Annotated in this window: 26 protein-coding genes; 20 read left to right on the forward strand and 6 right to left on the reverse strand. The window is 38.1% G+C overall.

What is annotated here, in order from left to right; translation table 11 throughout:
- The first annotated feature begins 38 nt into the window (after nucleotides 1-38).
- From RE409_RS07820 to RE409_RS07835, 4 genes are all read left to right on the forward strand, one after another.
- Entirely contained in the window at nucleotides 39-1,895 is a 1,857-nt protein-coding gene (locus RE409_RS07820; RefSeq protein WP_242485305.1) for an SLC13 family permease, read from the forward strand.
- 202 nt (nucleotides 1,896-2,097) lie between these two features.
- Entirely contained in the window at nucleotides 2,098-3,303 is a 1,206-nt protein-coding gene (locus RE409_RS07825) for an EAL domain-containing protein (RefSeq protein ID WP_201249848.1), read from the forward strand.
- 73 nt (nucleotides 3,304-3,376) lie between these two features.
- Nucleotides 3,377-3,604, forward strand: coding sequence for a hypothetical protein (locus RE409_RS07830; protein WP_098175462.1), 228 nt, complete (start codon nucleotides 3,377-3,379; stop codon nucleotides 3,602-3,604).
- A 195-nt stretch (nucleotides 3,605-3,799) separates the two neighbouring features.
- On the forward strand, nucleotides 3,800-4,285 hold the full coding sequence (locus RE409_RS07835; RefSeq protein ID WP_201254397.1) for a DUF3993 domain-containing protein: 486 nt from the start codon (nucleotides 3,800-3,802) through the stop codon (nucleotides 4,283-4,285).
- A gap of 117 nt (nucleotides 4,286-4,402) precedes the next feature.
- Here the strand turns inward: RE409_RS07835 and RE409_RS07840 are convergent, their stop codons facing one another.
- Together RE409_RS07840 and RE409_RS07845 are read right to left on the reverse strand one after the other, a co-directional pair.
- Nucleotides 4,403-4,636: a glutaredoxin family protein gene (locus RE409_RS07840; RefSeq protein WP_116821754.1), complete on the reverse strand. Its 234-nt coding sequence runs from the start codon at nucleotides 4,634-4,636 to the stop codon at nucleotides 4,403-4,405.
- A gap of 89 nt (nucleotides 4,637-4,725) precedes the next feature.
- Nucleotides 4,726-5,685 (reverse strand): MBL fold metallo-hydrolase, encoded by a 960-nt coding sequence (locus RE409_RS07845; protein ID WP_201221527.1) that lies wholly within the window; start codon nucleotides 5,683-5,685, stop codon nucleotides 4,726-4,728.
- 183 nt (nucleotides 5,686-5,868) lie between these two features.
- Here RE409_RS07845 and RE409_RS07850 point away from each other — a divergent pair, with 183 nt between their 5' ends.
- From RE409_RS07850 to RE409_RS07885, 8 genes are all read left to right on the forward strand, one after another.
- Nucleotides 5,869-6,108 (forward strand): YkuJ family protein, encoded by a 240-nt coding sequence (locus RE409_RS07850; RefSeq protein WP_034314086.1) that lies wholly within the window; start codon nucleotides 5,869-5,871, stop codon nucleotides 6,106-6,108.
- A gap of 127 nt (nucleotides 6,109-6,235) precedes the next feature.
- Nucleotides 6,236-6,382: a hypothetical protein gene (locus RE409_RS07855; RefSeq protein ID WP_169787513.1), complete on the forward strand. Its 147-nt coding sequence runs from the start codon at nucleotides 6,236-6,238 to the stop codon at nucleotides 6,380-6,382.
- Nucleotides 6,383-6,503: 121 nt separating this feature from the next.
- A complete protein-coding gene (gene cbpB / locus RE409_RS07860; protein WP_053345153.1) occupies nucleotides 6,504-6,944 on the forward strand; it encodes a cyclic-di-AMP-binding protein CbpB in 441 nt (146 codons plus the stop codon).
- A gap of 120 nt (nucleotides 6,945-7,064) precedes the next feature.
- Nucleotides 7,065-8,573: an MDR family MFS transporter gene (locus tag RE409_RS07865; protein WP_201249846.1), complete on the forward strand. Its 1,509-nt coding sequence runs from the start codon at nucleotides 7,065-7,067 to the stop codon at nucleotides 8,571-8,573.
- Between the two features lie 283 nt (nucleotides 8,574-8,856).
- Entirely contained in the window at nucleotides 8,857-9,741 is an 885-nt protein-coding gene (locus RE409_RS07870) for a transcriptional regulator CcpC (RefSeq protein ID WP_053345155.1), read from the forward strand.
- A 124-nt stretch (nucleotides 9,742-9,865) separates the two neighbouring features.
- The gene (gene dapD, locus RE409_RS07875) at nucleotides 9,866-10,576 is read left to right on the forward strand and encodes a 2,3,4,5-tetrahydropyridine-2,6-dicarboxylate N-acetyltransferase (RefSeq protein WP_053345156.1); all 711 of its coding nucleotides are present in this window, start codon (nucleotides 9,866-9,868) and stop codon (nucleotides 10,574-10,576) included.
- Between the two features lie 70 nt (nucleotides 10,577-10,646).
- A complete protein-coding gene (locus tag RE409_RS07880) occupies nucleotides 10,647-11,777 on the forward strand; it encodes an N-acetyldiaminopimelate deacetylase (RefSeq protein WP_201254398.1) in 1,131 nt (376 codons plus the stop codon).
- 88 nt (nucleotides 11,778-11,865) lie between these two features.
- Nucleotides 11,866-12,525, forward strand: coding sequence for a potassium channel family protein (locus tag RE409_RS07885; RefSeq protein WP_157444071.1), 660 nt, complete (start codon nucleotides 11,866-11,868; stop codon nucleotides 12,523-12,525).
- A gap of 136 nt (nucleotides 12,526-12,661) precedes the next feature.
- Here RE409_RS07885 and rnjA read toward each other — a convergent pair whose 3' ends face one another.
- Together rnjA and RE409_RS07895 are read right to left on the reverse strand one after the other, a co-directional pair.
- Nucleotides 12,662-14,332: a ribonuclease J1 gene (rnjA, locus tag RE409_RS07890; protein ID WP_053345159.1), complete on the reverse strand. Its 1,671-nt coding sequence runs from the start codon at nucleotides 14,330-14,332 to the stop codon at nucleotides 12,662-12,664.
- 3 nt (nucleotides 14,333-14,335) lie between these two features.
- Entirely contained in the window at nucleotides 14,336-14,545 is a 210-nt protein-coding gene (locus RE409_RS07895) for a DNA-dependent RNA polymerase subunit epsilon (protein WP_053345160.1), read from the reverse strand.
- 416 nt (nucleotides 14,546-14,961) lie between these two features.
- Here RE409_RS07895 and RE409_RS07900 point away from each other — a divergent pair, with 416 nt between their 5' ends.
- Together RE409_RS07900 and RE409_RS07905 are read left to right on the forward strand one after the other, a co-directional pair.
- Complete coding sequence (locus tag RE409_RS07900; protein WP_053345161.1) at nucleotides 14,962-15,201, forward strand: hypothetical protein; 240 nt, start codon at nucleotides 14,962-14,964, stop codon at nucleotides 15,199-15,201.
- A 325-nt stretch (nucleotides 15,202-15,526) separates the two neighbouring features.
- Entirely contained in the window at nucleotides 15,527-16,294 is a 768-nt protein-coding gene (locus RE409_RS07905; protein WP_236694876.1) for a Cof-type HAD-IIB family hydrolase, read from the forward strand.
- A gap of 49 nt (nucleotides 16,295-16,343) precedes the next feature.
- Here the strand turns inward: RE409_RS07905 and def are convergent, their stop codons facing one another.
- Both def and RE409_RS07915 read right to left on the reverse strand, forming a co-directional pair.
- Nucleotides 16,344-16,898, reverse strand: a complete 555-nt coding sequence (gene def / locus RE409_RS07910) for a peptide deformylase (protein ID WP_201181618.1) — start codon at nucleotides 16,896-16,898, stop codon at nucleotides 16,344-16,346.
- Between the two features lie 260 nt (nucleotides 16,899-17,158).
- Complete coding sequence (locus RE409_RS07915) at nucleotides 17,159-17,323, reverse strand: YjcZ family sporulation protein (RefSeq protein WP_309558796.1); 165 nt, start codon at nucleotides 17,321-17,323, stop codon at nucleotides 17,159-17,161.
- 215 nt (nucleotides 17,324-17,538) lie between these two features.
- Here RE409_RS07915 and RE409_RS07920 point away from each other — a divergent pair, with 215 nt between their 5' ends.
- The 6 genes from RE409_RS07920 (at nucleotide 17,539) to RE409_RS07945 (ending at nucleotide 24,393) form a co-directional block, all read left to right on the forward strand.
- Complete coding sequence (locus RE409_RS07920; protein ID WP_201221519.1) at nucleotides 17,539-18,204, forward strand: YkyA family protein; 666 nt, start codon at nucleotides 17,539-17,541, stop codon at nucleotides 18,202-18,204.
- A 648-nt stretch (nucleotides 18,205-18,852) separates the two neighbouring features.
- Nucleotides 18,853-19,968: a pyruvate dehydrogenase (acetyl-transferring) E1 component subunit alpha gene (gene pdhA / locus RE409_RS07925; protein WP_201181610.1), complete on the forward strand. Its 1,116-nt coding sequence runs from the start codon at nucleotides 18,853-18,855 to the stop codon at nucleotides 19,966-19,968.
- A gap of 3 nt (nucleotides 19,969-19,971) precedes the next feature.
- On the forward strand, nucleotides 19,972-20,949 hold the full coding sequence (locus tag RE409_RS07930; RefSeq protein ID WP_053345166.1) for an alpha-ketoacid dehydrogenase subunit beta: 978 nt from the start codon (nucleotides 19,972-19,974) through the stop codon (nucleotides 20,947-20,949).
- Nucleotides 20,950-21,070: 121 nt separating this feature from the next.
- Nucleotides 21,071-22,429: a dihydrolipoamide acetyltransferase family protein gene (locus tag RE409_RS07935; RefSeq protein ID WP_056530562.1), complete on the forward strand. Its 1,359-nt coding sequence runs from the start codon at nucleotides 21,071-21,073 to the stop codon at nucleotides 22,427-22,429.
- 3 nt (nucleotides 22,430-22,432) lie between these two features.
- On the forward strand, nucleotides 22,433-23,845 hold the full coding sequence (lpdA, locus tag RE409_RS07940; RefSeq protein WP_053345168.1) for a dihydrolipoyl dehydrogenase: 1,413 nt from the start codon (nucleotides 22,433-22,435) through the stop codon (nucleotides 23,843-23,845).
- A 290-nt stretch (nucleotides 23,846-24,135) separates the two neighbouring features.
- Nucleotides 24,136-24,393 carry a hypothetical protein gene (locus tag RE409_RS07945; RefSeq protein ID WP_309446312.1) on the forward strand — a complete coding sequence of 86 codons (258 nt, stop codon included), beginning with the start codon at nucleotides 24,136-24,138 and terminating at the stop codon, nucleotides 24,391-24,393.
- Nucleotides 24,394-24,405: the final 12 nt, after the last annotated feature.

Here is a 24,405-nt window from a genome sequence, read left to right on the forward strand (position 1 = left end):
TCCGGTTTTAAATTGAACATCTATACGGAGGTAACATGATGATCGAACCAATGTTTATTACACTGATTATACTTCTATGCGCAATTGCGCTTTTTATACAAGGAAAATTTCGCGCGGATTTAATTGCACTTGGTGCATTAGCAATATTGGGATTACTGGGAATACTTACATTGGATGAACTTATAGCTGGGTTTGCGAATCAAGTCGTAATAATGCTTGCGGGATTATTTATCGTAGGGGCTGGTCTGTTAAATACAGGAATTGTAGAGAAAGCGGGAAATAAGCTGTTAGGCTTTTGTGGTGGAAGTGAATGGAAATCGCTGTTAATTGTCATGGTGACGGCAGGAATTTTAAGTGCGTTTTTAAGTGGCGCAGGTATTGTTTCCATTTTGCTCCCGCTCGTAATGAGTATGGCTTTACAACAAAAAACTAGCCCGACAAGGTATTTATTGCCACTTGCCTATGCATGTAGTATTGGTGGGCTGCTAACACTGACTGGAACACCCTCCAATATGATTGTAGCTGATGTATTAAAGCAAAACGGTATAGAAATTTTATCTTTCTTTGATTTTACACCTATAGGCTTAATCGCTTTTGCATCGGGTCTATTCTTTATGTTAACGCTTGGCCGTCTGTTACTTCCGGAAAAAACAATTGCAGCCAACAATAGTGTAAAAGGGTTGTCTGCAGGGGAACTTGCTGGTATGTACAAAGTGTATGACCGTTTGCACTATCTGCACATACCTGCTACTTCCGATATTGTTGGAGAAAGGTTGTCCGACCTACAGCTTCCTATTCAGTATGAATTAACTTTGATCGAAATTCAGCGGAAACCAAAAGATAAGCAATTGCCGCTGTTGCAAAAACAACTAACGATATCGGCCAGAGCGGATGAAGTACTTCATCCTGATGATATTATTCTGGTGTTTGGAGAGGAAGAATCTGTTGAGAGATTGGCGCTTAACTATGAACTAGAGTTTAAACACTTTAACACTGAACAAATAAAAAAACATTTTCTGAGCAGTAGATTTGGATTGACTGAAATTTTGATTGTTCCGAATTCGGATTATGAGAATCAGACACTAATTGACGTTCATTTTCGTGAAAAATATCAATGTAATGTATTGGCAATTAATCGGAATGGTGAATATATTCAAGCGGATGTTGGTACTGAACGGCTAAAACCTGGCGATGCAATTCTGATACATGGAGAATGGGAAAACATCGAGAGGATCTCCTCGGATTTACAGGATGTTATTGTAATAGGCAGCACCTCAGATGATGGATTAACAGTCGAATCTAAGGCTAAAGCATGGATTGCTTTATGCATTACTGCACTAATGGTCATACTTTTGTCGATAGAGTCTATTCCTGCTGTTCTATCGGTATTGACGGCTGCTTTGTTGATGGTAGTCACCGGCTGTGTCCGTTCCATGGAGGATGCCTATCAAAAGATAAATTGGGAGCCTGTACTATTAATTGCAGCTATGTTTGGAATAACAGCTGCATTGGACAATACTGGTGGCGTGAGAATGATAAGTGATTGGCTGGCAGTGCTATTCAGTAATATCGGTGCACATGGTGTATTAGCTGTTTTTTATCTCCTGACTTTAATTTTAAGCCAGTTTATCCCGTATGGAGCAGCGACAGTGATCATGGCACCTATTGCTTTAACTTCCGCGGTGAATCAAGGAATTGATCCTGTTCCTGTGTTTCTATGTCTTGCTGTTGCAGGCAGTCTGTCGTTATCCACTCCAAGGGTTGCTACGACAAATGCCCTTGTCATGACAGCAGGCGATTATAAGTATAAGGACTTTATCCTGATTGGGATTTCCATACAAGTCTTTATCGGTGTTATTATGGTCATCACGATTCCATGGTTTTTTCCGTTTTAATGCATAAGGCATTGTTCTGTAAATGGACAATGCCTTTTTTCATTGGAAATCTTTTTTTTATTTGAAAACAACTAGGAGGCTGAAAATATTACTAAAATAAAAAGGAGTTATTGGGTAGGAATTAAAATTATTTATTATCAACAATAGAAACTAATGGTATAATTTTTGCATATTGGTGTTTCGTAATTAGGAGGAATACATCATGGATGCAGAAAAAATATTAAAGAATTTAGACAGGGTGACACCATTCTTTCAACCGATTTTCAGCGCAGATCAGCATCAAGTTATCGGTTATGAAATTTTAGGACGCTATGAGGAACAGTCAGAATATAAAAGTCTTGGCACGTTTTTTCACGATTCTTCTGTGCCGGAAGAGTATAGAGTGGAAGTGGATAATTACGTTCTAGAAATAGCCCTTGAAAGAATAAAGGACTATGGGGAAGACTTTCTTATCTTTATTAACAGAGATCCAAATATGCTTATGCTAGATCATGGAGAAGAGTTCATGGAGATTTTGCATCGTCATTTTCAACCGGAAGAAATGCATCGGATTGTTCTGGAATTATCAGACACCATCAGTGCGGAAAACTTTGATCCTTTACAGCATGTTCTCGCTTACTTTAAAACATATGGCATCAAAATAGCTTTCGATCATTTAGGGAAAGATACCCAGCTTGATCAAATTGCACAGATTTCACCGAATATTTTAAAAGTTAACTTAAACCAACTCCGTATTTCAGGTGGAGATGCGTATCAGGTCATCCTTTTTTCTCTAAGCATGCTTGCTCGTAAAATCGGCGCCAATTTATTGTTTGAGAACATTGAGTCTGAGTACCAGCTCCGCTTTGCTTGGAAGAACGGAGGCCGTTATTATCAAGGTTATTTTTTGGCTAAACCGGACGGCGAGTTCATTAATAAAGATTTACTTCGTGAAAAATTCCATCAAGAATGCCAGTCCTTTATTTCATTAGAAACAAAAAAGCTGGAAGCTGTTTATCAAAAGACTTTGCAATTCAACGAAAATATGCAAACCTTTTTAAAACAGCAAAAGCGGGTTGGCTCACATGAAGAATTTCTCGGGATTTTGGCAAAAAAATTAGATTCAGTAGGATTCCGTCTTTATATTTGTGATGAAGAGGGATATCAAAAATCCCCTAATATTCTTAATAAGGATGGGCAATGGATAGTACAGCCTAATTATATGAATAAAAATTGGAGCTGGCGACCTTATTTCCTAGAAAATATCGTCAAGATGCGCAATGAAAAAAAAGGAATTCTATCTGATTTATACAGTGATATTGAAACAGGAGAAACCATTCGAACCTTTTCTTATCCATTGAATAATAAGGAATACATATTCTTTGATCTATCATATAGCTATCTATACGAAAATGAAGCATTGTTATAAAAATAACTATTGTATATAATTGCTCAAAATGTGTAACGATAAGCAAAAATAATGCGCTTGGAGGAGACATATTTTGAGCACGTATATCTGGATTCTACTCATAGTCGTAATAATCATGGCGTTATATCTGCTCTTTTATACATATTCTGTAGCAAAGACACAGAAAGTAAAAGAGAGATATGATTCAAGTATCGATGAATCTGTTAAAGAACATCCTTATTTAAGGAACCCGGTTTTTGTTTCTCTCTTCATTGGAACAATTTTAATTGCCGGTTTTATTTTTTACTATGCATTTCAATAAAAGAGTGAGAAGGGGATTTCAGTACAATGAAATCTTCTTTTTTTAATACAAAAAAGTAAGACATGTTTAATTAGGTTTCAGAATGCACTTTGATCTAGTATTTTTTGTAGTTTGGCTTTGTTCTGTTCGGGTATTGAAAAGCATAGACAATAAACATATCCATTCGAAGACAATCTATAACTAGGAGATGATAGTATGAGGAAATACTTAGTTGCGTGCATGGCGGGTGCTTTTCTTTTTTTAGGGGGTGGGTTCACAGTTTCTGCGGAGGGCTTACATAGAGAAGAAGTGCTCTCTTTTGTACAGGAGGCACTGGTGAATCAAGGATCAATCAGTGAGGAAGTACGCACGAAAAAAGCGATTAAAGAGAAATTGGATACCCATTTCTCCGAGGATTTCATCGAGAAGTTTGTCGAAGCGAATGTGGTGAAAGTTAATGGAGGGTTTACTGCATATGGATCTGATTTTGCTCCCTATTATATTCCATTTTTTAGTTACGATGAGAATACAAAAGTCGTATATGGTAAGGGCGGTGAATTCATTTATGTTCAGGAAGAATTCACAGTATCAGAGGATGGACCTGTTTCAACGGGTAAACATGTTGAATCTGTTACTTTGAAAAAAGTGAATAATGAATGGAAGGTAGCGGACGTGAGGTATGAAAGTGAAAATCTAAAATAAAGAGCACACCAAACAAAAGCTTCTTTTGTAGTCGCCTAAACTATTTGAAGAAGATGGGGGAATATAAAGTAGGTAAAAGTCTAAAGGAGGTTCAGGCCTTCTTTAGACTTTTTGTTGTTAAATATTCAGTTCTTTTTTGATTTCGTCAAGTTCAAAGCCGATAATAGCTTTTCCATCAATTACGACAGTTGGCGTGGAATAAGCGCCATATTTATTTGTTAGTTCTTTACGTGCATTCCCATCTGCTTTAATATCTTTTTCTTTATATTCGATATTGTTATCATCAAAGAACATTTTCATGATCTTGCAGGGAGGGCAATCCGGTTGGGTATAAAGGGTAACGTCTTTCATTTCATTCCTCCAGGTATGCTTAAAGTGAGTACTTTCTAATTATAGAGAATACCCTTCCATTTGAATAGAGATATACATTATATGTCTGCCTATTTATTCTTTTCGCGTTTTTCCAAGTAGTCAATCAAACCCATAGAACAGACCTTAAGGTCCAGGCGAATTATTTCAAAAACGGAATGATCCTTTGTGATGCCCTTTTCTCCTAAATGAGTAGCGACTGTATTGAATATATTTTTGCTGGTTGCTGCGACCTGCTCCTTAAAGCTTGTGTATTCTTTGAAGGCTGTTTCTGCTGTCTCAACAAAAATAGGCAACCAGTAATGAAGTTGCTTATAAACTTCGTTTGGATTTTCCGATACGCCGTAATGGCCAAAATATATCCGTTCAACTCCAATACTCGCATACAGGTCTGCTGCAGCAAGCATCGCTTCAGGATTAAATTGATTTGGTGATGTGGAAGGTAGATAAAATTCAATGCCATCTTCATTTAGCTCACGATAGTAAATACCTACTGTATCACCGGAAAACATACCTTTTGAAACAGAATCGAATATACTGAAGTGGTGATTGGCATGCCCTGGAGTGTCATAAAAGGTCAATGTAGACGAGTCGCTCGTTTGAAGAGATTCCCTATCTTGTTTAATAATCATTTTATCGTGCGGTATAGGCAAAATCGGGTCAAAAAGTTTGTTGAATTCTTCACCATAGACTGCTTTAGCTCCAGCAATTAATCTTGTCGGGTCTTCTAGATGTCGTGCTCCTTTTGGATGAACAATTACTTTGGCATTCGGGCAATGCTGCAAAAAAAGTCCAGCTCCCCCTGCATGGTCCAAGTGAATATGGGTAAGAATGATATATGTAATATCCTCGGGGGTGATTCCCAGGTCATCAAGTCCCTTTAATAAATGGGGGATAGATGGGCTGGCGGACGTTTCAACTAAAGTTATGTCCTTATCGGCAATTACATATGTACCTGTCCGATTCTTTCTATTCAAATCAAAACCATCGATTAAATAAATCCGATAACCAAGTTCACTAAAGTTTTGCAATAGAATCTACCTCCAGGAAATTTTTTATGTACAAAATCCAATCCTTATTTTATTCTGTTAATAGTGTCATGTAAAGAATGAAGTTTTAAATTATTCTGAATTTATTTCAGCGTGGCTACTGGATAGAAAAGTATGGTATAGTGAAACCTATCGAAAAGGTTTTATTCAGAAAGGAGAGTGAGTATGTCTCAATTACAGGGCATTCTTACCAGATTAAAAAGTCTTCAAGAGCAAGCAAAGGAATCTGAATCTGCTCAGCGTTTTTTTGAAATAGATGGCGTGAAAAAATGCCAGGTTACATATTTCAGCAAAACAGAAATGTTCGAGCTTGAAGTATACAGTGATAAAGGGAAATCATCCAAATATCAGTTCGATAATATTGATATGATTACCATTGAAATCTTTGATCTTCTTCAATCTTAAAAAGATTACGAAAAAAGCCGCATTCCTTTTGGGAATACGGCTTTTTATTATTGAAAAATCAACTCACTTTTTACTTCGTGTATGAAGAAGGGATTTTTACGACACCTTAATAATTGGAGGGATGTAAATGAAAAACCCTATGGTAATATGCCCTGCTTGCGGTGAGGAAAGGGAAATGGCAGATGTATTGACGGCACAGTCCAACCAAAATGTAATATATCAATGCCCGGAATGCGGGTTTAAACAGGTTAACATTAAAACTAGTAAAGGCTAAGTATTTCTTTAGAGAATCCTCAGTTTGGGATTTTATAGGTATTGGAATGAGTCTTTTCTGCTTACATATGTTAAACTAGAAAAAGAGCTGTATATAAAAACATATGGTAAGGGGTTTTAACATGATCGGTACTCATGATGGGGATTTATTGGAATCCAGCGTGAAAGACTTAATGATTTCTTCTGAACGCGTGGCCCACGTGCAGGTAACCAATAATTTAGAACATGCACTATTGGTATTAACAAAGAGCGGTTATACGGCCATTCCTGTGTTAGATCCGATGTATAAACTGCATGGCTTAATTAGCACACCAGTCATTCTTGACTCGATTTTAGGACTGGAACGAATTGAATTTGATAATCTAGAGAATAAAAAAGTTTCCGAAATTATGAATATAGACATACCTCGCCTGCATATTGAAGATACCTTGACTAAAGGTGTAGAATTGTTAATTGACCATCCGTTTGTCTGTGTAGAGAATGATGAACACCTTTTTGAAGGAATCCTAACGAGAAGAGCTATCTTGAAAAAAGTATTTAAACAAAATACATTACCTGAATAAATATGTCAACGCTAAACAGTACAGTTTACCTAAAACTCGCCAATTGGCGAGTTTTCTTGTTTTTTACATATTCTATATAGAGGGCGGTAAACCCTAGAGCTATTACATATTTAGGAAAGGATGCGGAAATTGGTACAATCAGTAAATACTTCGGAAGTACAGAATAAAAAATTGAAACGTCCATTCATCCTAGCTGCCATCATGATGGCTATGTTTATGAATGCAATTGAAGGAACTATCGTTTCGACGGCAATGCCGGCTATTGTCAGTGATTTGGGTGGTTTTTCTCTATATAGCTGGGTGTTTTCTGGATATTTGCTAATGAACGCCGTGACAGTCTTAATTTATGGAAAGCTATCCGATATTCTTGGAAGGAAACCTGTTTTATTATTTGGAATTATTGTCTTCTTAATTGGTTCCATTCTCTGCGGTTTCTCCAATTCGATGACGGAGCTCATTATTTATCGCTTTGTACAGGGTTTTGGGGCGGGGGCAGTAGCGCCTGTTGCTTCAACAATTGTGGGGGATATTTATAAAAATGAAGAGAGGGCCCGTGTTCAAGGGTATTTATCAAGTGTATGGGGCATTTCAGCGGTAATCGGACCGGCACTGGGGGGCTTGATTGTTGAATCACTTACATGGAAGCTTGTATTCTGGGTCAACATTCCTCTTGGCTTACTTTCTTTTGTAGGGATTTGGTTCTTCCTTCATGAAAATATCGAAAAGAAAAAACGTGATATTGATTACTTGGGTGCAACGCTATTGACGTTATCGATATCCACCCTTATGGTGGTTCTCGTACAAGGAGGCGTAAAGTGGTCTTGGGCTTCCACACCGGTTGTCTCCCTTGTAATAGTGGCTGTTATAGCCTTTGTCTTGTTTATTGTACAAGAAAAGAGGGCTTCCGAACCAATGATGCCATTTGAAATCTGGCAGGAGCGCTCCATCTTAATCGCAAATCTTGTTTCCTTGACAACAGGGGTGATGATGATTGGATTAACGAGTTTTCTTCCGACATTTGTTCAGGGAGTGATGGAACGTTCTCCAACAGTAGCAGGATTTACACTAACCGCCATGTCAATTGGCTGGCCGATTGCATCTATGGTTTCAGGTAGACTGTTGTTGAAAATAGGTTTTAAAACAACTTCGCTTCTTGGAGGGTGTTCGCTAATTCTCGGAAGTTCGATTTTAGTATTGATGAAGCCTGAGGCAGGGCCGCTTATCGCTGCGATGGGATCCTTCTTTGTTGGTGTGGGGATGGGCTTGACCTCGACTTCCTTCATTGTTGTTATTCAGAAAACGGTCAGTTGGGAACGTAGAGGGATTGCGACTGCTTCGAATATGTTCATGCGTAATTTAGGAAATACGGTTGGAGCTGCTTTGCTAGGGGGAATTATGAATACAAGGCTTCAAGCATATTTAAACGAGCATGCACCAGTCAATTCGGGAGTGACAATTGACACCGCAAATAAGCTATTGAACAGTAAAGAAAGGGCTTTGCTTCCTGAAAATGTTGTGAAGGTTTTACAGGAAGGACTTACATTGTCGCTACACACGATTTATCTCATTGTCCTAGTCTTTTCTGTAATTAGCTTCATATTACTGACGAGACTACGCAAGAAACAGTAGACCTGTGGCAGTCTAACTAAAGAGGCTGCCATGTGTTAAGAAATGAAATTCATAATCAAAGCAACTGTCAAATCAAAAGAAGTGAAGGCATACCAGTTAATCCGCCGCTTCCGGCCAATGTGCCTATAAAGGATGCTGTAAAACTGATAATCAGCAATAAAATGATCGTCATGGGTACCACTCCGTTTCTTTTCTCTTGTATTATAAGCGGACTTTGTTGATAATTAAATTTAAATAAATTTAATCAACAAGATAAGAATTAATTATCAAGAGGCTGGTGTGTATGTCATTTTCAGAATTTCATTTATTATCCGTACTTGCTCAGGAAATGAATATGAGAAAAGCAGCTGAACGGTTATTTGTTTCCCAACCTGCTTTATCTCAGCGTTTACAAACGATTGAAAAGGAATGGGGCTCAAAGCTGTTTCTCCGTTCGCAAAAAGGTCTTTCGTTGACACCTGCTGGAGAAGCAGTTATTCGTTTGGCCAATGAAGTTTTAGAAAAAGAAGAAAAGGTTAGAGAAAGTATCCAGGCGATGGATCATGAAGTATATGGTACTTTGAAAATTGCCTGTGCCTCAATAGTAGGACAGAATTGGCTGCCTCAAGTTTTGAAAAAGTTTGTCCAAAAATATCCGTATGCCAAAATCTCTTTAATCACGGGCTGGAGCAGTGAGATTTTAAAGTCCTTGTATGAAGGCCAAGTACATATTGGTATCATTAGGGGAGCACCAGATTGGAAAGGGGTAAAACAGCATTTATTTACGGATATGCTTTATTTGGTCGACACTGAAATGAAGGAACTGAACCAAGTATTCGAAACAGACCGGCCATTCATTCAGTTTAAAAGCGATTCAAACTATTATCAGGAAATTCAGGACTGGTGGCACCGGCAATTTAAAACGACCCCAAAAAACACTATCGTGGTCGATCAAATCGAAACATGCAAACAAATGGTGTTTAATGGGATAGGATATGCTATTCTCCCAGCAATCACTTTACATGATAAAGATACAAATATATTCAAAATCCCCCTTTTAGATGGGCATAATCATTCAATTGAACGAGATACATGGCTTTGTGGCTATGATTCTGCTTTTCAGCTTAAGCAGGTCCAAGCATTCACAGAAGTAGTGAAAGAGCATATTAGGGACCAAGGAATGTTATAGTTAATTTGCCGAAAATGTCAATGGGGTAGAATAATATATATCAATGACATTCAACTTGTCTTGCCGTCAGTTGTCTGGTAAATTAAAGACGAGTAATGATACATATTTAGGAGGTTTTTCGAGAATGAATAAAATGGATGCAAACGAAATTATTTCTTTTATCTCAAATAGTAAAAAATCAACACCTGTAAAGGTATATATCAAAGGTGAATTAGAAGGCATAGATTTTGGTCAAGCTTCTAAAACTTTCATTACAGGTAATACCGGAGTTGTATTCGGTGAGTGGTCTGAAGTTGAAGTAGCTATTGAGACAGCTGGAACAAAAATTGAGGATTATGTAGTTGAAAACGACCGTCGTAATTCCGCTATTCCTTTATTGGACTTAAAAGGCATCAAAGCTCGTATCGAGCCTGGCGCAATTATCCGTGACCAAGTGTCAATCGGAGATAACGCAGTGATCATGATGGGCGCATCGATCAATATTGGATCTGTTATTGGTGAAGGCACAATGATTGACATGAACGCAATACTTGGTGGACGCGCAACAGTGGGTAAAAACTGTCACGTAGGTGCAGGCGCTGTTTTAGCAGGTGTTATTGAGCCTCCTTCCGCGCAACCTGTTATATTAGAAGACGATGTATTAATCGGAGCTAATGCAGTTGTTCTTGAAGGTGTAAAAATCGGTCAAGGTTCAGTTGTAGCGGCAGGCGCAATTGTAACGAAAGACGTTCCTCCATACTCGGTGGCTGCTGGTATTCCAGCAAAAGTGATTAAACAAATTGACGAAAAAACTAAATCTAAAACTGAAATCATGCAAGAACTTCGTCAACTTTAATTTCTAAAGTAAATAGGTGTCAAGAGCGTGGATAACTATATCCACGCTTTCTGTATAGGGAGGGAATAAGATGGAAACAAGTCCGTTTGCCGCTATCCGGCGTGATTTGCATAAAATACCGGAGATAGGTTTTCAAGAATTTAAAACGCAGCAATATCTACTGAATTACATAACGGAATTGTCGTCAGAGCGAATGGAAATAGAGACTTGGCGAACAGGAATATTTGTGAAAATAAAGGGACGGAACCCCCGAAAAATAATTGGCTATCGTGCGGATATAGACGGTCTACCGATTAAAGAGGAAACTGGATTACCTTTTACTTCTAATCATGAAGATTATATGCATGCTTGTGGCCATGATTTTCATATGAGCATAGGTCTAGGAGTTTTGACATATTTTGTAGAAAACCCGATTGATGATGACTTACTATTTATTTTTCAGCCGGCGGAAGAGGGGCCTGGTGGAGCTGAACCAATGCTGAAATCCGAAACGATGAAAAAATGGAAACCGGATATGATTCTTGCTTTGCATATAGCTCCAGAGTATCCGGTTGGAACGATTGCCGTTAAAGAAGGTCTTTTATTTGCCAACACATCTGAATTATTTATTGACCTGAAAGGGAAAGGTGGGCATGCAGCTTACCCTCATCATACAAATGACATGGTCATCGCTGCCTGCTCACTTGTCGGGCAACTGCAAACTATCGTTTCCCGCAATGTGAATCCGCTTGATTCAGCTGTCATAACTGTTGGAAAGATTACCGGAGGCACCGTCCAAAATATCATTGCTGAGACAGCGCGCTTAGAAGGGACAATACGCACGCTGAATCCTGAATCAATGGTAAAGGTTAAGTCACGGATTAAAGCACTTGTAGATGGTATTCAAGCGGGTTTTGAATGCGTGGCAGAGATTGACTATGGCGCGATGTACCATCAGGTATATAATGAGGAGCAGTTGACACAGGAATTTATGGAATATACGGAGCAGTCATCAGAGGTCGATTTATATCGCTGTACCGAAGCGATGACTGGTGAAGATTTTGGATACATGCTAAAGGAAATTCCAGGTTTCATGTTCTGGCTAGGGGTTTCATCCGAATACGGTTTACACCACGCTAAGTTAACTCCGGATGAAAAAGCAATTGAACTTGCCATCAATCATTTAACAAATTATTTAACGTTTAAAGGCAATAAAGCTTAATTGCTTTTCCGTACTAGGATAGGAAGTGTGCTTTAAGGAGCGAGACGCTGTATATCCTAATAGAATGAAAGATGTTGGAGGGCTTACTGTGAAAAAGGAATTTGCAGTGATTGGACTTGGTCGTTTTGGCGGCAGTATAGTCAGGACGCTAGCTGAAGAAGGTTTAGGAGTTCTGGCTATCGATGCAAATGAAGATCGTGTCAATGAATTTGCTAGAATTGCTTCACATAGCGTAGTAGGGGATACGACTGATGAAAGTGTCCTCAGAAATATTGGAATTCGTAATTTTGATCACGTCATTGTAGCGATCGGTGAAAATATTCAGGCGAGCATCTTGACGACGCTTATGCTTAAAGAGTTGGGTGTCAGCAATGTTACGGTAAAGGCGCAGAATGATTATCATGAGAAGGTACTACGTAAAATCGGTGCTGACTTTGTTGTGCACCCGGAGCGAGATATGGGGAGAAGGATTGCCCATAATATCGGGTCTAATAATATTCTCGACTATTTGGAGCTTTCTGATGAACACTCCATTGTTGAAATTGTAGCAAGCCAAAAGATGAATGGGAATTCAATATTTGATCTTGATATCCGTGCTCACTACGGGCTAAATATTGTCGCTATTAAAAGAGGAAATGAAATCAATGTCTCTCCACAAGCAAACGATTTAATTCATAAAGGCGATATATTGATAGTTATTGGAGCAGATTCCGACATCAATCGTTTTGAGAAAAAGATTGTAGAATGAAATTGAGACCTCTTCCATATCGAACAGGCTCACTTCTTTAGGAAGCTTTTAACCTATAGTGTACGTAGAATGTAAGGAAATAGTATTAAACTAAAAAAAGCCCCAGCCAGGGTAATGGCTGGAGGCTTTTTTTAGTTTATTGAACCTCCATGATGATCGGTAGGATCATCGGACGGCGTTTTGTTTTTTCATATAAGAATGGAGACAATGTATCTGTAATTTCATTTTTAATTTCGGACCATTGAGTAGTTTTGCGATCCATTACTTTATTCAGGTGCTTAGTGATTAAGGATTGAGCATCGCTAATAAGGTCTCCAGATTCTCTCATATAGACAAATCCACGTGAGATGATGTCCGGACCGGATGCAATTTTGAATTCCTTCATATTAATGCTGACAACGACAACGACAAGACCTTCTTCAGAAAGAATCCGACGGTCGCGTAAAACGATGTTTCCGATATCGCCGATGCCGCTTCCATCAATATAAACAGAACCTGAAGGGATTTTCCCAGCGATTTGTGCTGTGTTTTCACTTAACGAAAGCACTTCACCATTATCCATGATAAAGCAATTTTCTTCAGGAACCCCGCAATCAACTGCATGTCGGGCATGAAGTTTCTGCATCCGATATTCACCATGAATTGGCATGAAGAATTTTGGCTTAATTAAACGAAGCATAAGTTTTTGTTCTTGTTGGCCGCCATGCCCGGATGTATGAATATCATTCAATGGACCTGAAATGACGTCTGCGCCTGCACGATATAATTGATTAATTGTTCTAGAAACACTGATTGTGTTACCTGGAATAGGTGAAGAAGAAAACACAACTGTATCACCAGGTATAATTTGGATTTGACGGTGAGTACCGTTCGCAATCCGCGAAAGGGCTGCCATTGGTTCACCTTGGCTACCTGTACAAAGGATGGTTACTTTGTTAGCAGGCATCCGATTTAATTGCTGCACATCAATAAATGTATCTTTAGGAGCTACAATATAACCAAGGTCTTGACCAATAGCAATAGCTGAATCCATGCTACGGCCGAAAACAGCAATTTTACGGCCATTTGCTACAGCTGCTTCTACTACTTGTTGAAGACGATGGATGTTTGATGCAAATGTTGCAAATATAATCCGTCCGTCCACTTTACGGAAAATGTCTTGAATGGTATCGCCAACGCGGCTTTCAGACATCGTGAAGTTCTGTACTTCACTATTCGTACTGTCTGAAAGTAAGCACAATACTCCTTCTTTACCGATTTCCGCCATCTTAGTTAAGTTTGCAGGTTCGCCTACAGGTGTAAAGTCGAATTTAAAATCACCAGTATGAACAATTTGTCCAGGCGGTGTTTTTACAACGATTCCATAAGAATCCGGGATGCTGTGAGTTGTGCGGAAGAAAGAGACGGAAGTTTTCCGAAATTTAATCACTTCATCTTCACTGATTTCGATCATGGTTGTCTGACGTAAAAGACCGTGTTCTTCCAATTTATTACGAAGTAATCCAAGTGCTAGCTTACCGCCATATACAGGGACATTCACTTTTCTTAATAAATAAGGAATCCCGCCAATGTGGTCTTCATGGCCATGAGTGATGAAGACACCTTTAATTTTATCTACATTTTTCTCTAAATAACTGTAGTCAGGAATCACATAGTCAATTCCGAGAAGTTCGTCTTCCGGAAATTTAATTCCAGCATCAATAACGATGATTTCGTCTTGAAATTGAACAGCATATGTGTTCTTACCGATTTCGCCTAAACCGCCCAAGGCGAATACAGCTGTTTGATCATTTTTTACAAATTTCATAAATTATAGCTCCAATACTTTATAATCTTCATTTTGTTTTTCATATTCTAAATATGCTCCAGTTACTGCTGTTACGAATTCTACGTTATAAGGTTCTTTTTTTAATTTTAAACGAACGTCACGAACGGATTCACCTTCGACAAACATTGTTTTAGTATTCTCCCTGATGGGAACCTCTGCTATGGTTACTTGATAGTATACCTTAAATACCATTTTAATCTCTCCTCACTTGTTTGCATTGCTTTTTTCATTATATATAAAAACAACAATTTTTTCATGTTTTTCAACATCATGTAAAAATAAACCCAGCTCCGCCATAAAAACGGAAGGGGTTTTAGTTAACTGATTATACCAATGTCTTAAAAGTATATAAAAAATAGTCAGCCGAATCAGGTATTCAATTCATCGCGGCCTTCTCTATTCTTTTATCCTATCCGTTTTTACTATGTGTAAAACTTAAATCGATAAAGAAAAGTTTTTGGTCAACTTTTTTAGGGTGGAAATCAGTTTGACTGCGTTTATTCTATTGTGTTACGAAGTCTTTTTTCGCAACCGATTTCTTGCTTTAAGTGTCTAACCCTTAGTACAGCGTTCCATTAAGAGACAACGCTTCATATTCCGAATGCAATATGTACTTACTTGAAATTTTCAAAGCCAAGATAGAAGAAGGCTTAACAAGAACTTTACAACAAGGAAGAAGCCCTCCGCAAGTTTTTGAAGGGCTGTACGAAAAAAACTCGCATTTGGATGACGGCCAAGGCACAATAGGTACGGCAGTTCATGCGATTGATTTTTTTCTTAAAAGATCATTCCACTGTTTTACAAGCTTTTTACGAAGCTTTTTTAACATGGCGATCACACTCCCTTAATTATTATTGTATAGGATTATTCAATAAAGTAAATATGTCTTTACAAGTACTTGGCCCATTTTTGTAAAAAAAGGCGTAATACTCAGTAGATAACTAGGCTTTTAGAGGTAATATAGAAAAGGTGCAGATTTGGGAGGAGAGAGTAGGAAGAATAAGTTGAGCTTTAATGAATTTTATTTACAGTAGTATATGCTCATTTGTAAATAAAAAACGTAGCAATAAATGTTAATTGACAGGTGTGAGTTACTTGACTTATCTTTATGACAATTATTAAATGGGTACATATTAAAAAAGGAAAACTGAATGAATTGGAAGTGAAGAGTTAGTGAAAATCGTATTCTTTGATATTGATGGAACATTGCTAGATCATGAAAAAAAGTTACCTGCCTCAACGAAAAAAGCTATTAAGCAATTACAAGACAATGGGGTTTTTGTTGCGATTGCTACAGGTAGGGCTCCGTTCATGTTTGAATCTTTAAGGGAAGAGCTTGGCATCGATACATTCGTAAGTTTTAATGGACAATATGTTGTTTTTGAAGGTGAAGTCATTTACAAAAATCCTTTAAGTTTGTCTGAAATAAAAAGGCTTCACGAACATTCTGAAAAAAATAATATACCAATTGTATTTATGAATGAAGAGACAATGAAATCTAGTGTACCGCATCATAGCAGAATTGAGGAGGCATTAAGCAGTCTGAAGTTTCCACATCCAGAACTTCATGCCGATTTTTACGAAGATCATGACATATACCAAGCGTTATTATTTTGCTCTGAGGATGAAGAAGGGAAATTTGTTGGTCAGTATGATAAATTTCATTTTATTAGATGGCATACGTATTCGACGGATGTACTTCCATTCGGTGGGTCAAAGGCAGAAGGTATAAAGATATTAATGGAAAAAGTCGGATTTGGCCTTGAGGATGTTTATGCATTCGGGGATGGGTTAAATGATATAGAGATGTTAAAAGTAGCGGGATATGGCGTGGCAATGGGGAATGCCAGTCAGCTTTTGAAGCAGGAGGCCGACTTTGTAACGAAGGATGTCGATAATGATGGTATACTTTACGGATTAAAAGAACTTGATCTGATCTAGAACTAAAAACTCCCGTCAACTGATGGGAGTTTTTTATCACTTAGTTAGCTCATCTTTCTACCGCAACGGAATTTTCTGGAATGGTAAAGGGATCTTTTGGATTAATATGATCATAAAACAAGATTCCGTTCAGATGGTCGATTTCATGTTGAAAGCAAATGGCTGGGGTCCCTTTTAAGCGGAGCTGAACCAGTGTTCCATCCAGAGTCGTACCTGATACCATTATTCGAGCATAACGTGATACATAACCAGAGATTGGACGATTAACTGAAAGACAACCTTCACCTGTCGTTAAGTAGGCTTTCTCCACTGAATGGCTAATGAGTTTAGGATTGAAAAGAGCGTAGCTATACAGTTCACCATTTTTATCTTTTAAATGAACGGCAATCATCCGTTTTGAAACATTTACCTGTGGTGCGGCCAAGCCTATCCCAGCTCTTAAACCATATTGAGCTGAAATTTCAGGATTCTGGCTATTTTGGACATATTCCATCAAGCTGGTTAAAAGTTGCTTATCTTCATCAGAAGCCGGCAGTGGTACTTCCAACGCGACTTTTCTTAATATTGGATCGTCTTCGTTAACAAAATCATCCATAGTAAGCATAATCTTTCACCCCATTAAAAATTTATAATATATGTATAGGGTTATTTTAACAAAAAAAATACGAAAAGTTAATGGACTGTATACTTAGGCTTTTGGATTGATAAAAGAGAACATGATAGGGATAGGATCAATACTCAAATCCCTATCCCTATCATGATTGTATAAACCGATTGTGATCTTTTTTTAAAAATCATTCATTTTTTTGTGAAATCAGGGTAAATAGATAACATATTCGGGTAAAGGTAGTAGTAATTATCTGTTTAGCAGAAGCAGGCGCCGACAATGATAAGCAGGATGAAAAGGACGATGATTAGAGCAAAGCCGGATCCAAAGCCGCCTCCACATCCCCCTCCACCTCCCCCATAACCATAGCTGGGTGCAGTGGAAACCGGATAACAACAATCCTGGGTGTAACCTCCATACATAATTTTATACCTCCGTTTTTATATTGTTAAAGTATTGACCACTCTAAGTTGAAACGGTCTCTACAGCCTATGCAATACGGTTTAAAGGGTGTAGGCTAAAGCCTAGTAATGGAAAATTCCTGCTTAGAATATGATTAGTACAAGAGTCTGCAATCATCTAAAACAGATGAGTAGAAAAATATCCTACTTCAAAGAACTATCAGGAGGAGCTGTCGATGTTGAAACGTTTTCGTCTATATTTTGTTTTACTTCTTTCCTTAACAATTATGACCGGTTGTTTTAGTAGTTCACCGGAAGAAAAAATCCATAAAATTCTTGAAAAAACTACGGAGAAGGAAAGTGATTTTACCGAGCATCAAGAGCCACTTAATAAATTGGAGAATAAAGAAAAAGAGCAATATGATAAAATTATTAAACTTGGAATGAATGAATATGAACAAATCGTTGAACTTTCAGATGAAGCAACTAAGAATATTGATGAACGCGAGGCTATTATTGAAAAAGAACATAACAGTATGCAGGCCTCAAAAAAACAATTTAATAAGATAGAAGAACAAATTGGGAAAATAGAAGATAAGAAGGTAAAAAAAGAAGCCACTGAAATGAATAAGATAATGAGTGAACGATATAGCACGTACGATACCCTATATGAAGCTTATCAGCAAAGCTTAGAATATGATCGTGAATTGTATGAACTATTTAAAAAAGAAGATTTGAAAATGGATGAGTTACAAGGCCAAATCAAGAAAATCAATACCTCATATACAAAAGTGTTGAAAACGAATAGCCAATTTAATGAATTAACTGAAAAATCTAATCAGAAAAAAGAAAGTTTTTACAACAGTTCAGGAATAGAAATGGCAGATTCAACCAAAAAATAATTATTTAATGGGCTGTGGGTAATACCCATAGCCTATTTTTTATGCATTCATTAGTTTATTAACTAAAAAATTCTAGAATAATTTTTTTATTCAATATATAAAAGAACTCCTAAATATAAAAAATGAAGAAACTGTACTAAAAAAATTCTAAAATAGAAAATCTAACAGCAGAATGAAATGAAAGCGTTTAAAAATTTTCTTGAAATATTATTTTAAAGTCTCAAATGCCTTTAGTTAAAGCAATTTGGGAATCGATTGGATAGTCAATAGAAGTGAAATATTATACTTCAGTACCTATAAATTAAAAAAAGGAAGAAAATTTATAGTACAGTTACAAAATCAAAACTAACACAGTGATGAAGATTTGGCGTTGGAAATTCTATTGAATCTTAAAAATAAGGAAATACAAGTGATTGACTTGACGTGAATGCATCTTGTAAACTAAATTTATAAAAGTTCTTGTATCATTTTTCTTGATTTTTTTTATGGTACAGAATAAGATTGAGACATATTAACCATATCCACGTTTGAGGGATTAGGCTTAAGGGAAAAATAAAAGAATGCATTGTTGAAGAAACTATAAAGCAAAATATTTTTGCTTATAGAATAATAATAGCAAACCTTTTTAATGAAAGGATGAGGTGCCAAATGGCTCAAAAAACTAAACAAGCTAAATTTAATGTTCAGAATCAGCTTAAGAAAGTGGAAGAACAATTTGAAACTTTTCAAATTATAAATGAAGAAGGAGAAGTCGTTAACGAAGCGGCAATGCCTGATTTAACTGATGAACAACTACAAGAATTAATGCGCCGCATGGTTTATACGCGTATCTTGGATCAACGTTCAATTTCATTGAACCGTCAAGGGAGATTAGGGTTCTATGCACCGACTGCCGGTCAAGAAGCCTCGCAAATCGCTTCCCAGTATGCATTGGAGAAAGAAGATTTCATTCTTCCAGGTTATCGTGATGTGCCGCAAATTGTTTGGCATGGTCTGCCGCTTTGGCAAGCATTCTTATTCTCAAGGGGACATTTTAAAGGGAATCAAATCCCGGAAGATGTTAATGTAATTTCACCGCAAATTATTATCGGTGCTCAGTATATTCAGGCTGCAGGTGTAGCTTTAGGTATGAAAAAACGCGGTAAAAAAGCAGTAGCAATCACATATACGGGTGACGGTGGTACATCACAAGGGGACTTCTACGAAGGAATCAACTTTGCAGGTGCATTTAAAGCACCAGCTATTTTCATCGTACAAAATAACCGTTTTGCAATCTCAACACCTGTTGAATTGCAATCAGCATCGAAAACATTAGCCCAAAAGGGTGTGGCTGCAGGTATTCCTGGCATCCAAGTTGATGGTATGGATGCGTTGGCCGTTTATACAGCAGTTAAAGAAGCTCGTGAACGTGCAATTAATGGTGAGGGCCCTACATTGATTGAAACATTAACTTACCGTTATGGACCACATACGATGGCTGGAGATGACCCGACACGCTACCGTACTTCTGATATGGATAATGAGTGGGAATTGAAAGATCCATTGGTTCGTTTCCGCAAGTTCTTGGAAAACAAAAAACTCTGGAATGAAGAATTAGAGAACGAAACAATAGAAAAAGCAAAAGACGATATTAAAGAAGCAATCAAAATGGCAGATGCAGAACCTAAGCAAAAGGTGACAGACCTTATTGAAAACATGTATGAAGAAATGCCTTATAACTTAAAAGAACAATATGAAATTTATAAAGAGAAGGAGTCGAAGTAAGCCATGGCTCAATTGACGATGATTCAAGCAATTACAGAAGCATTACGTACAGAACTTAAAAATGACGAGAATGTACTCGTTTTTGGAGAAGATGTTGGTCTTAATGGTGGAGTTTTCCGTGCAACGGAAAATCTTCAAAAAGAATTCGGCGAAGATCGTGTATTCGATACTCCTCTTGCTGAATCTGGAATCGGTGGATTAGCGGTCGGTCTTTCTTTACAAGGTTTCCGTCCTGTTCCTGAAATTCAATTCTTCGGTTTTATATATGAAGTAATGGATTCCGTAAGCGGTCAGCTTGCTCGTATGCGCTACCGTTCAGGCGGACGTTACAGTGCGCCGGTTACAATTCGCTCACCTTTCGGAGGTGGAGTGCATACTCCGGAAATGCATGCTGATAGCTTAGAAGGTTTAATGGCTCAGCAACCAGGGTTAAAGGTAGTTATCCCTTCCACTCCTTACGATGCTAAAGGCTTATTGATTTCAGCGATTCGTGATAATGACCCTGTCATTTTCCTTGAGCACATGAAATTGTACCGCTCTTTCCGTCAGGAAGTTCCTGAGGAAGAATATACAATTCCATTAGGAAAAGCAGATGTAAAAAGAGAAGGAACGGATTTGTCCATTATTACGTATGGTGCGATGGTACAGGAATCAATCAAGGCAGCTGAAGAATTGGCTAAGGAAGGTCATTCGGTTGAAGTTGTTGACTTAAGAACTGTATCTCCATTGGATATTGATACAATCATTGCATCAGTGGAAAAAACTGGACGCGCTATCGTTGTTCAAGAAGCACAAAAGCAAGCTGGCATAGCAGCGAATGTTGTCGCGGAAATTAACGAACGTGCTATTTTAAGCTTGGATGCACCAGTACTACGAGTGGCTGCTGCTGATACAGTATTCCCGTTTTCTCAAGCTGAAACAGTATGGCTCCCTAATTATAAAGACATTATTGAAACGGCGACTAAAGTCTTGAAGTTTTAACTATCTTGAGTAATCGGAATGGTAGTAACTGCTTGAGGAAGTAATTCGCATTAGAAGAATTACAAGATAAAGGACTTTATTCAAAGCACTAAGTATGATTTAATATAGGAGGTTGAACTCAGTGGCATTCCAATTTAGACTCCCTGATATCGGAGAAGGTATACACGAAGGTGAAATAGTGAAATGGTTTGTTAAACCAGGAGATAAGATCCAAGAAGATGACGTGCTTTGCGAGGTTCAAAACGATAAAGCCGTTGTTGAAATTCCATCACCAGTGGAAGGTACCGTGGAAGAAATCCTTGTTCAAGAAGGAACGGTTGCCGTTGTCGGTGATGTACTTGTAACATTCGATGCTCCAGGTTATGAAGATCTTCAGTTTAAAGGGGATCATGGAGAAGAAGCGAAGGCAGAAGGTGAGAAGAATACGGAGGCCCAGGTTCAAGCTACGGCTGAAGCTGGACAGGAAGTCAAGAAAGAGGCTGCTCCGGTTCAAGAAAATAGTGCAGAAACGGGCGCGGGATCACAACCACAGGTTGAGGCGGATCCTTCACGACGTATTATCGCCATGCCTTCTGTTAGGAAATATGCACGCGAACAAGGGGTAAATATTCGTGAGATTTCTGGTTCTGGGGATAATGGCCGCATCATGAAAGAAGATATCGATGCTTTCAAAAACGGCAAAACGGCTCCACAGCAACCAGCAGCTCAAAGTGAAGCTTCACAACAAAACGATACGGAAACAACCGAAAAACAAAAAGTTTCAATTCCAGAAGGGCAATATCCTGAAACTCGCGAGAAAATGAGCGGTATGAGAAAAGCGATCGCCAAAGCAATGGTTAAATCCAAACAGACAGCTCCACATGTAACATTAATGGATGAAGTCGATGTGACGCTACTAGTTGCTCATCGTAAGAAATTCAAGGAAATTGCTGCAGAAAAAGGAATTAAGCTTACATTCCTACCTTATGTTGTTAAAGCGTTAACAAGTGCATTGCGTGAATTCCCTATGCTTAACACATCGTTTGATGATGAGGCAAGTGAAATTATCCATAAACACTATTACAATATCGGAATTGCGGCAGACACAGACAAAGGACTGCTCGTTCCAGTTGTAAAAGATGCAGATCGTAAATCAACTTTTGCTATTTCACAAGAAATTAATGAATTAGCTACGAAAGCTCGTGACGGAAAATTGGCTCCTAACGAAATGAAAGGTGCTTCATGTTCCATCACGAATATCGGTTCCGCAGGCGGTCAGTGGTTCACACCTGTAATCAATCATCCAGAAGTTGCCATTCTAGGGATTGGACGCATTGCCGAAAAAGCAATTGTACGCGACGGGGAAATTATCGCCGCTCCAGTTCTGGCATTATCACTGAGTTTTGATCACCGCATGATTGACGGGGCTACTGCTCAGCATGCATTGAATCACATCAAAAAGTTATTGAACGACCCAGAATTATTGCTAATGGAGGCGTAAACAATGGTAGTAGGAGATTTTCCAATCGAAACAGATACTTTAGTGATCGGTTCAGGCCCAGGGGGATATGTTGCGGCAATTCGCGCAGCACAGCTTGGACAGAAAGTAACGGTCGTTGAAAAAGGAACAATTGGCGGAGTTTGTTTGAATGTAGGCTGTATCCCATCAAAAGCTTTAATTTCAGCGGGACACCGTTTCCATGAGGCTCAACATTCAGAAGACATGGGTATCTTTGCAGAAAAAGTTACTGTTGATTTTTCTAAAGTACAAGCTTGGAAAGGTACTGTTGTAAAAAAATTAACTGGCGGCGTAAGCAGCCTGTTAAAAGGTAATAACGTTGAGGTTGTAACAGGCGAAGCTTATTTCGTTGATGAAAACAGCATCCGTGTTATGAATGATGACTCAGCTCAAACATATACATTTAAAAACGCAATCATCGCTACTGGTTCATCACCAATCGAGATTCCGTCCTTTAAATATACGAAACGTGTACTTAATTCTACTGGAGCTCTTGCTTTGGAAGAAGTTCCAAGTTCTATCGTAGTAATCGGTGGAGGTTACATTGGTACAGAGCTTGGCGGCGCATTCGCCAGCTTTGGAACTAAAGTGACTATACTTGAAGGTACGGAAGAGATTCTTTCTGCAGGCTTTGAAAAACAAATGGCAGCACTTGTTAAACGTAACCTTAAAAACAAAGGTGCTGAAATTGTTACTAAAGCAAATGCTAAAGGTGTGGAAGAAACTGAAACAGGCGTTACCGTTACTTATGAAGTAAAAGGCGAAGAGAAAAAAGTCGAAGCCGATTACGTTTTAGTAACAGTAGGTCGTCGTCCGAACACTTCAGAAATTGGTCTTGAACAAGTCGGAATCAAAATGACTGACCGTGGTTTAATCGAAACGGATAAACAATGCCGTACAAGCGTGAAAAACATTTACGCAATCGGTGATATCGTTTCTGGACCTCAATTGGCTCATAAAGCTTCTTATGAAGGTAAAATTGCAGCTGAAGCCATTGCAGGACATTCATCAGAAATCGACTATCTTGCTATTCCGGCTGTTGTATTCTCTGAACCAGAACTTGCTTCTGTCGGATATAATGAAAAAGAAGCGAAGGAAGCTGGAATCGAAGCGCTTGCTTCTAAGTTCCCATTCGCTGCAAATGGACGTGCTCTTTCATTGAACAATACGGACGGATTTGTGAAGCTAATCACTCGCAAAGAAGACGGATTGGTTATTGGAGCCCAAATCGCAGGACCGAATGCTTCTGATATGATTGCAGAACTTGGTTTAGCTATCGAAGCAGGAATGACTGCTGAAGATATCGCGATGACAATCCATGCACATCCAACTTTAGGAGAAATCACTATGGAAGCTGCTGAAGTAGCCCTAGGAACTCCAATTCATATTATTAAATAATTGATACCAAAAAAAGCGTGCTGCCATTTGCAGTGCGCTTTTTTGGTTTTTATAAATAAAAAATAAATTAAAACTGGTACAAATTTAATGTCTTCTCCCAAATTAGGATATTTTCTTTACTCAATTTAAATGAAAAGTGCAAAATGCGCATAAGCTATACAAAGGTCTTCATACTTTTTTTCTATAAAAGGTTTAAATTGAGTAAAAGAGGAAAAAAAATAGAAAGAGCGATGTACTGAAGAATAAGGATGCCGATTAAACAAAGTGGCTGATTATTCAATTTAAATGGGGTGGATCACTTGAAAAATTATCTGGTAATCCTCTTTCAACTAATCGTTTGGAGCGGATATACATTGGTTGAATGGCTTTCTGTTAATGATCGTTTTGTTTTTAAGGTATTTATGTTTCTGGTTTTTTCTTATTTGGCCATTTACATTGGTAAAATGATTTTAAAATCCAACAAGCGGACAATGCTTGTTACCATAATCAGTTTACTATGTTACGGTGTAATGCAAATTCTTTTGGAAACGTTAGTACCCATTTATTGAATTTTGAATCTT

Origin of the sequence: Peribacillus sp. R9-11, assembly GCF_031345095.1 — a bacterium.
GTDB classification, from domain to species: domain Bacteria; phylum Bacillota; class Bacilli; order Bacillales; family DSM-1321; genus Peribacillus; species Peribacillus butanolivorans.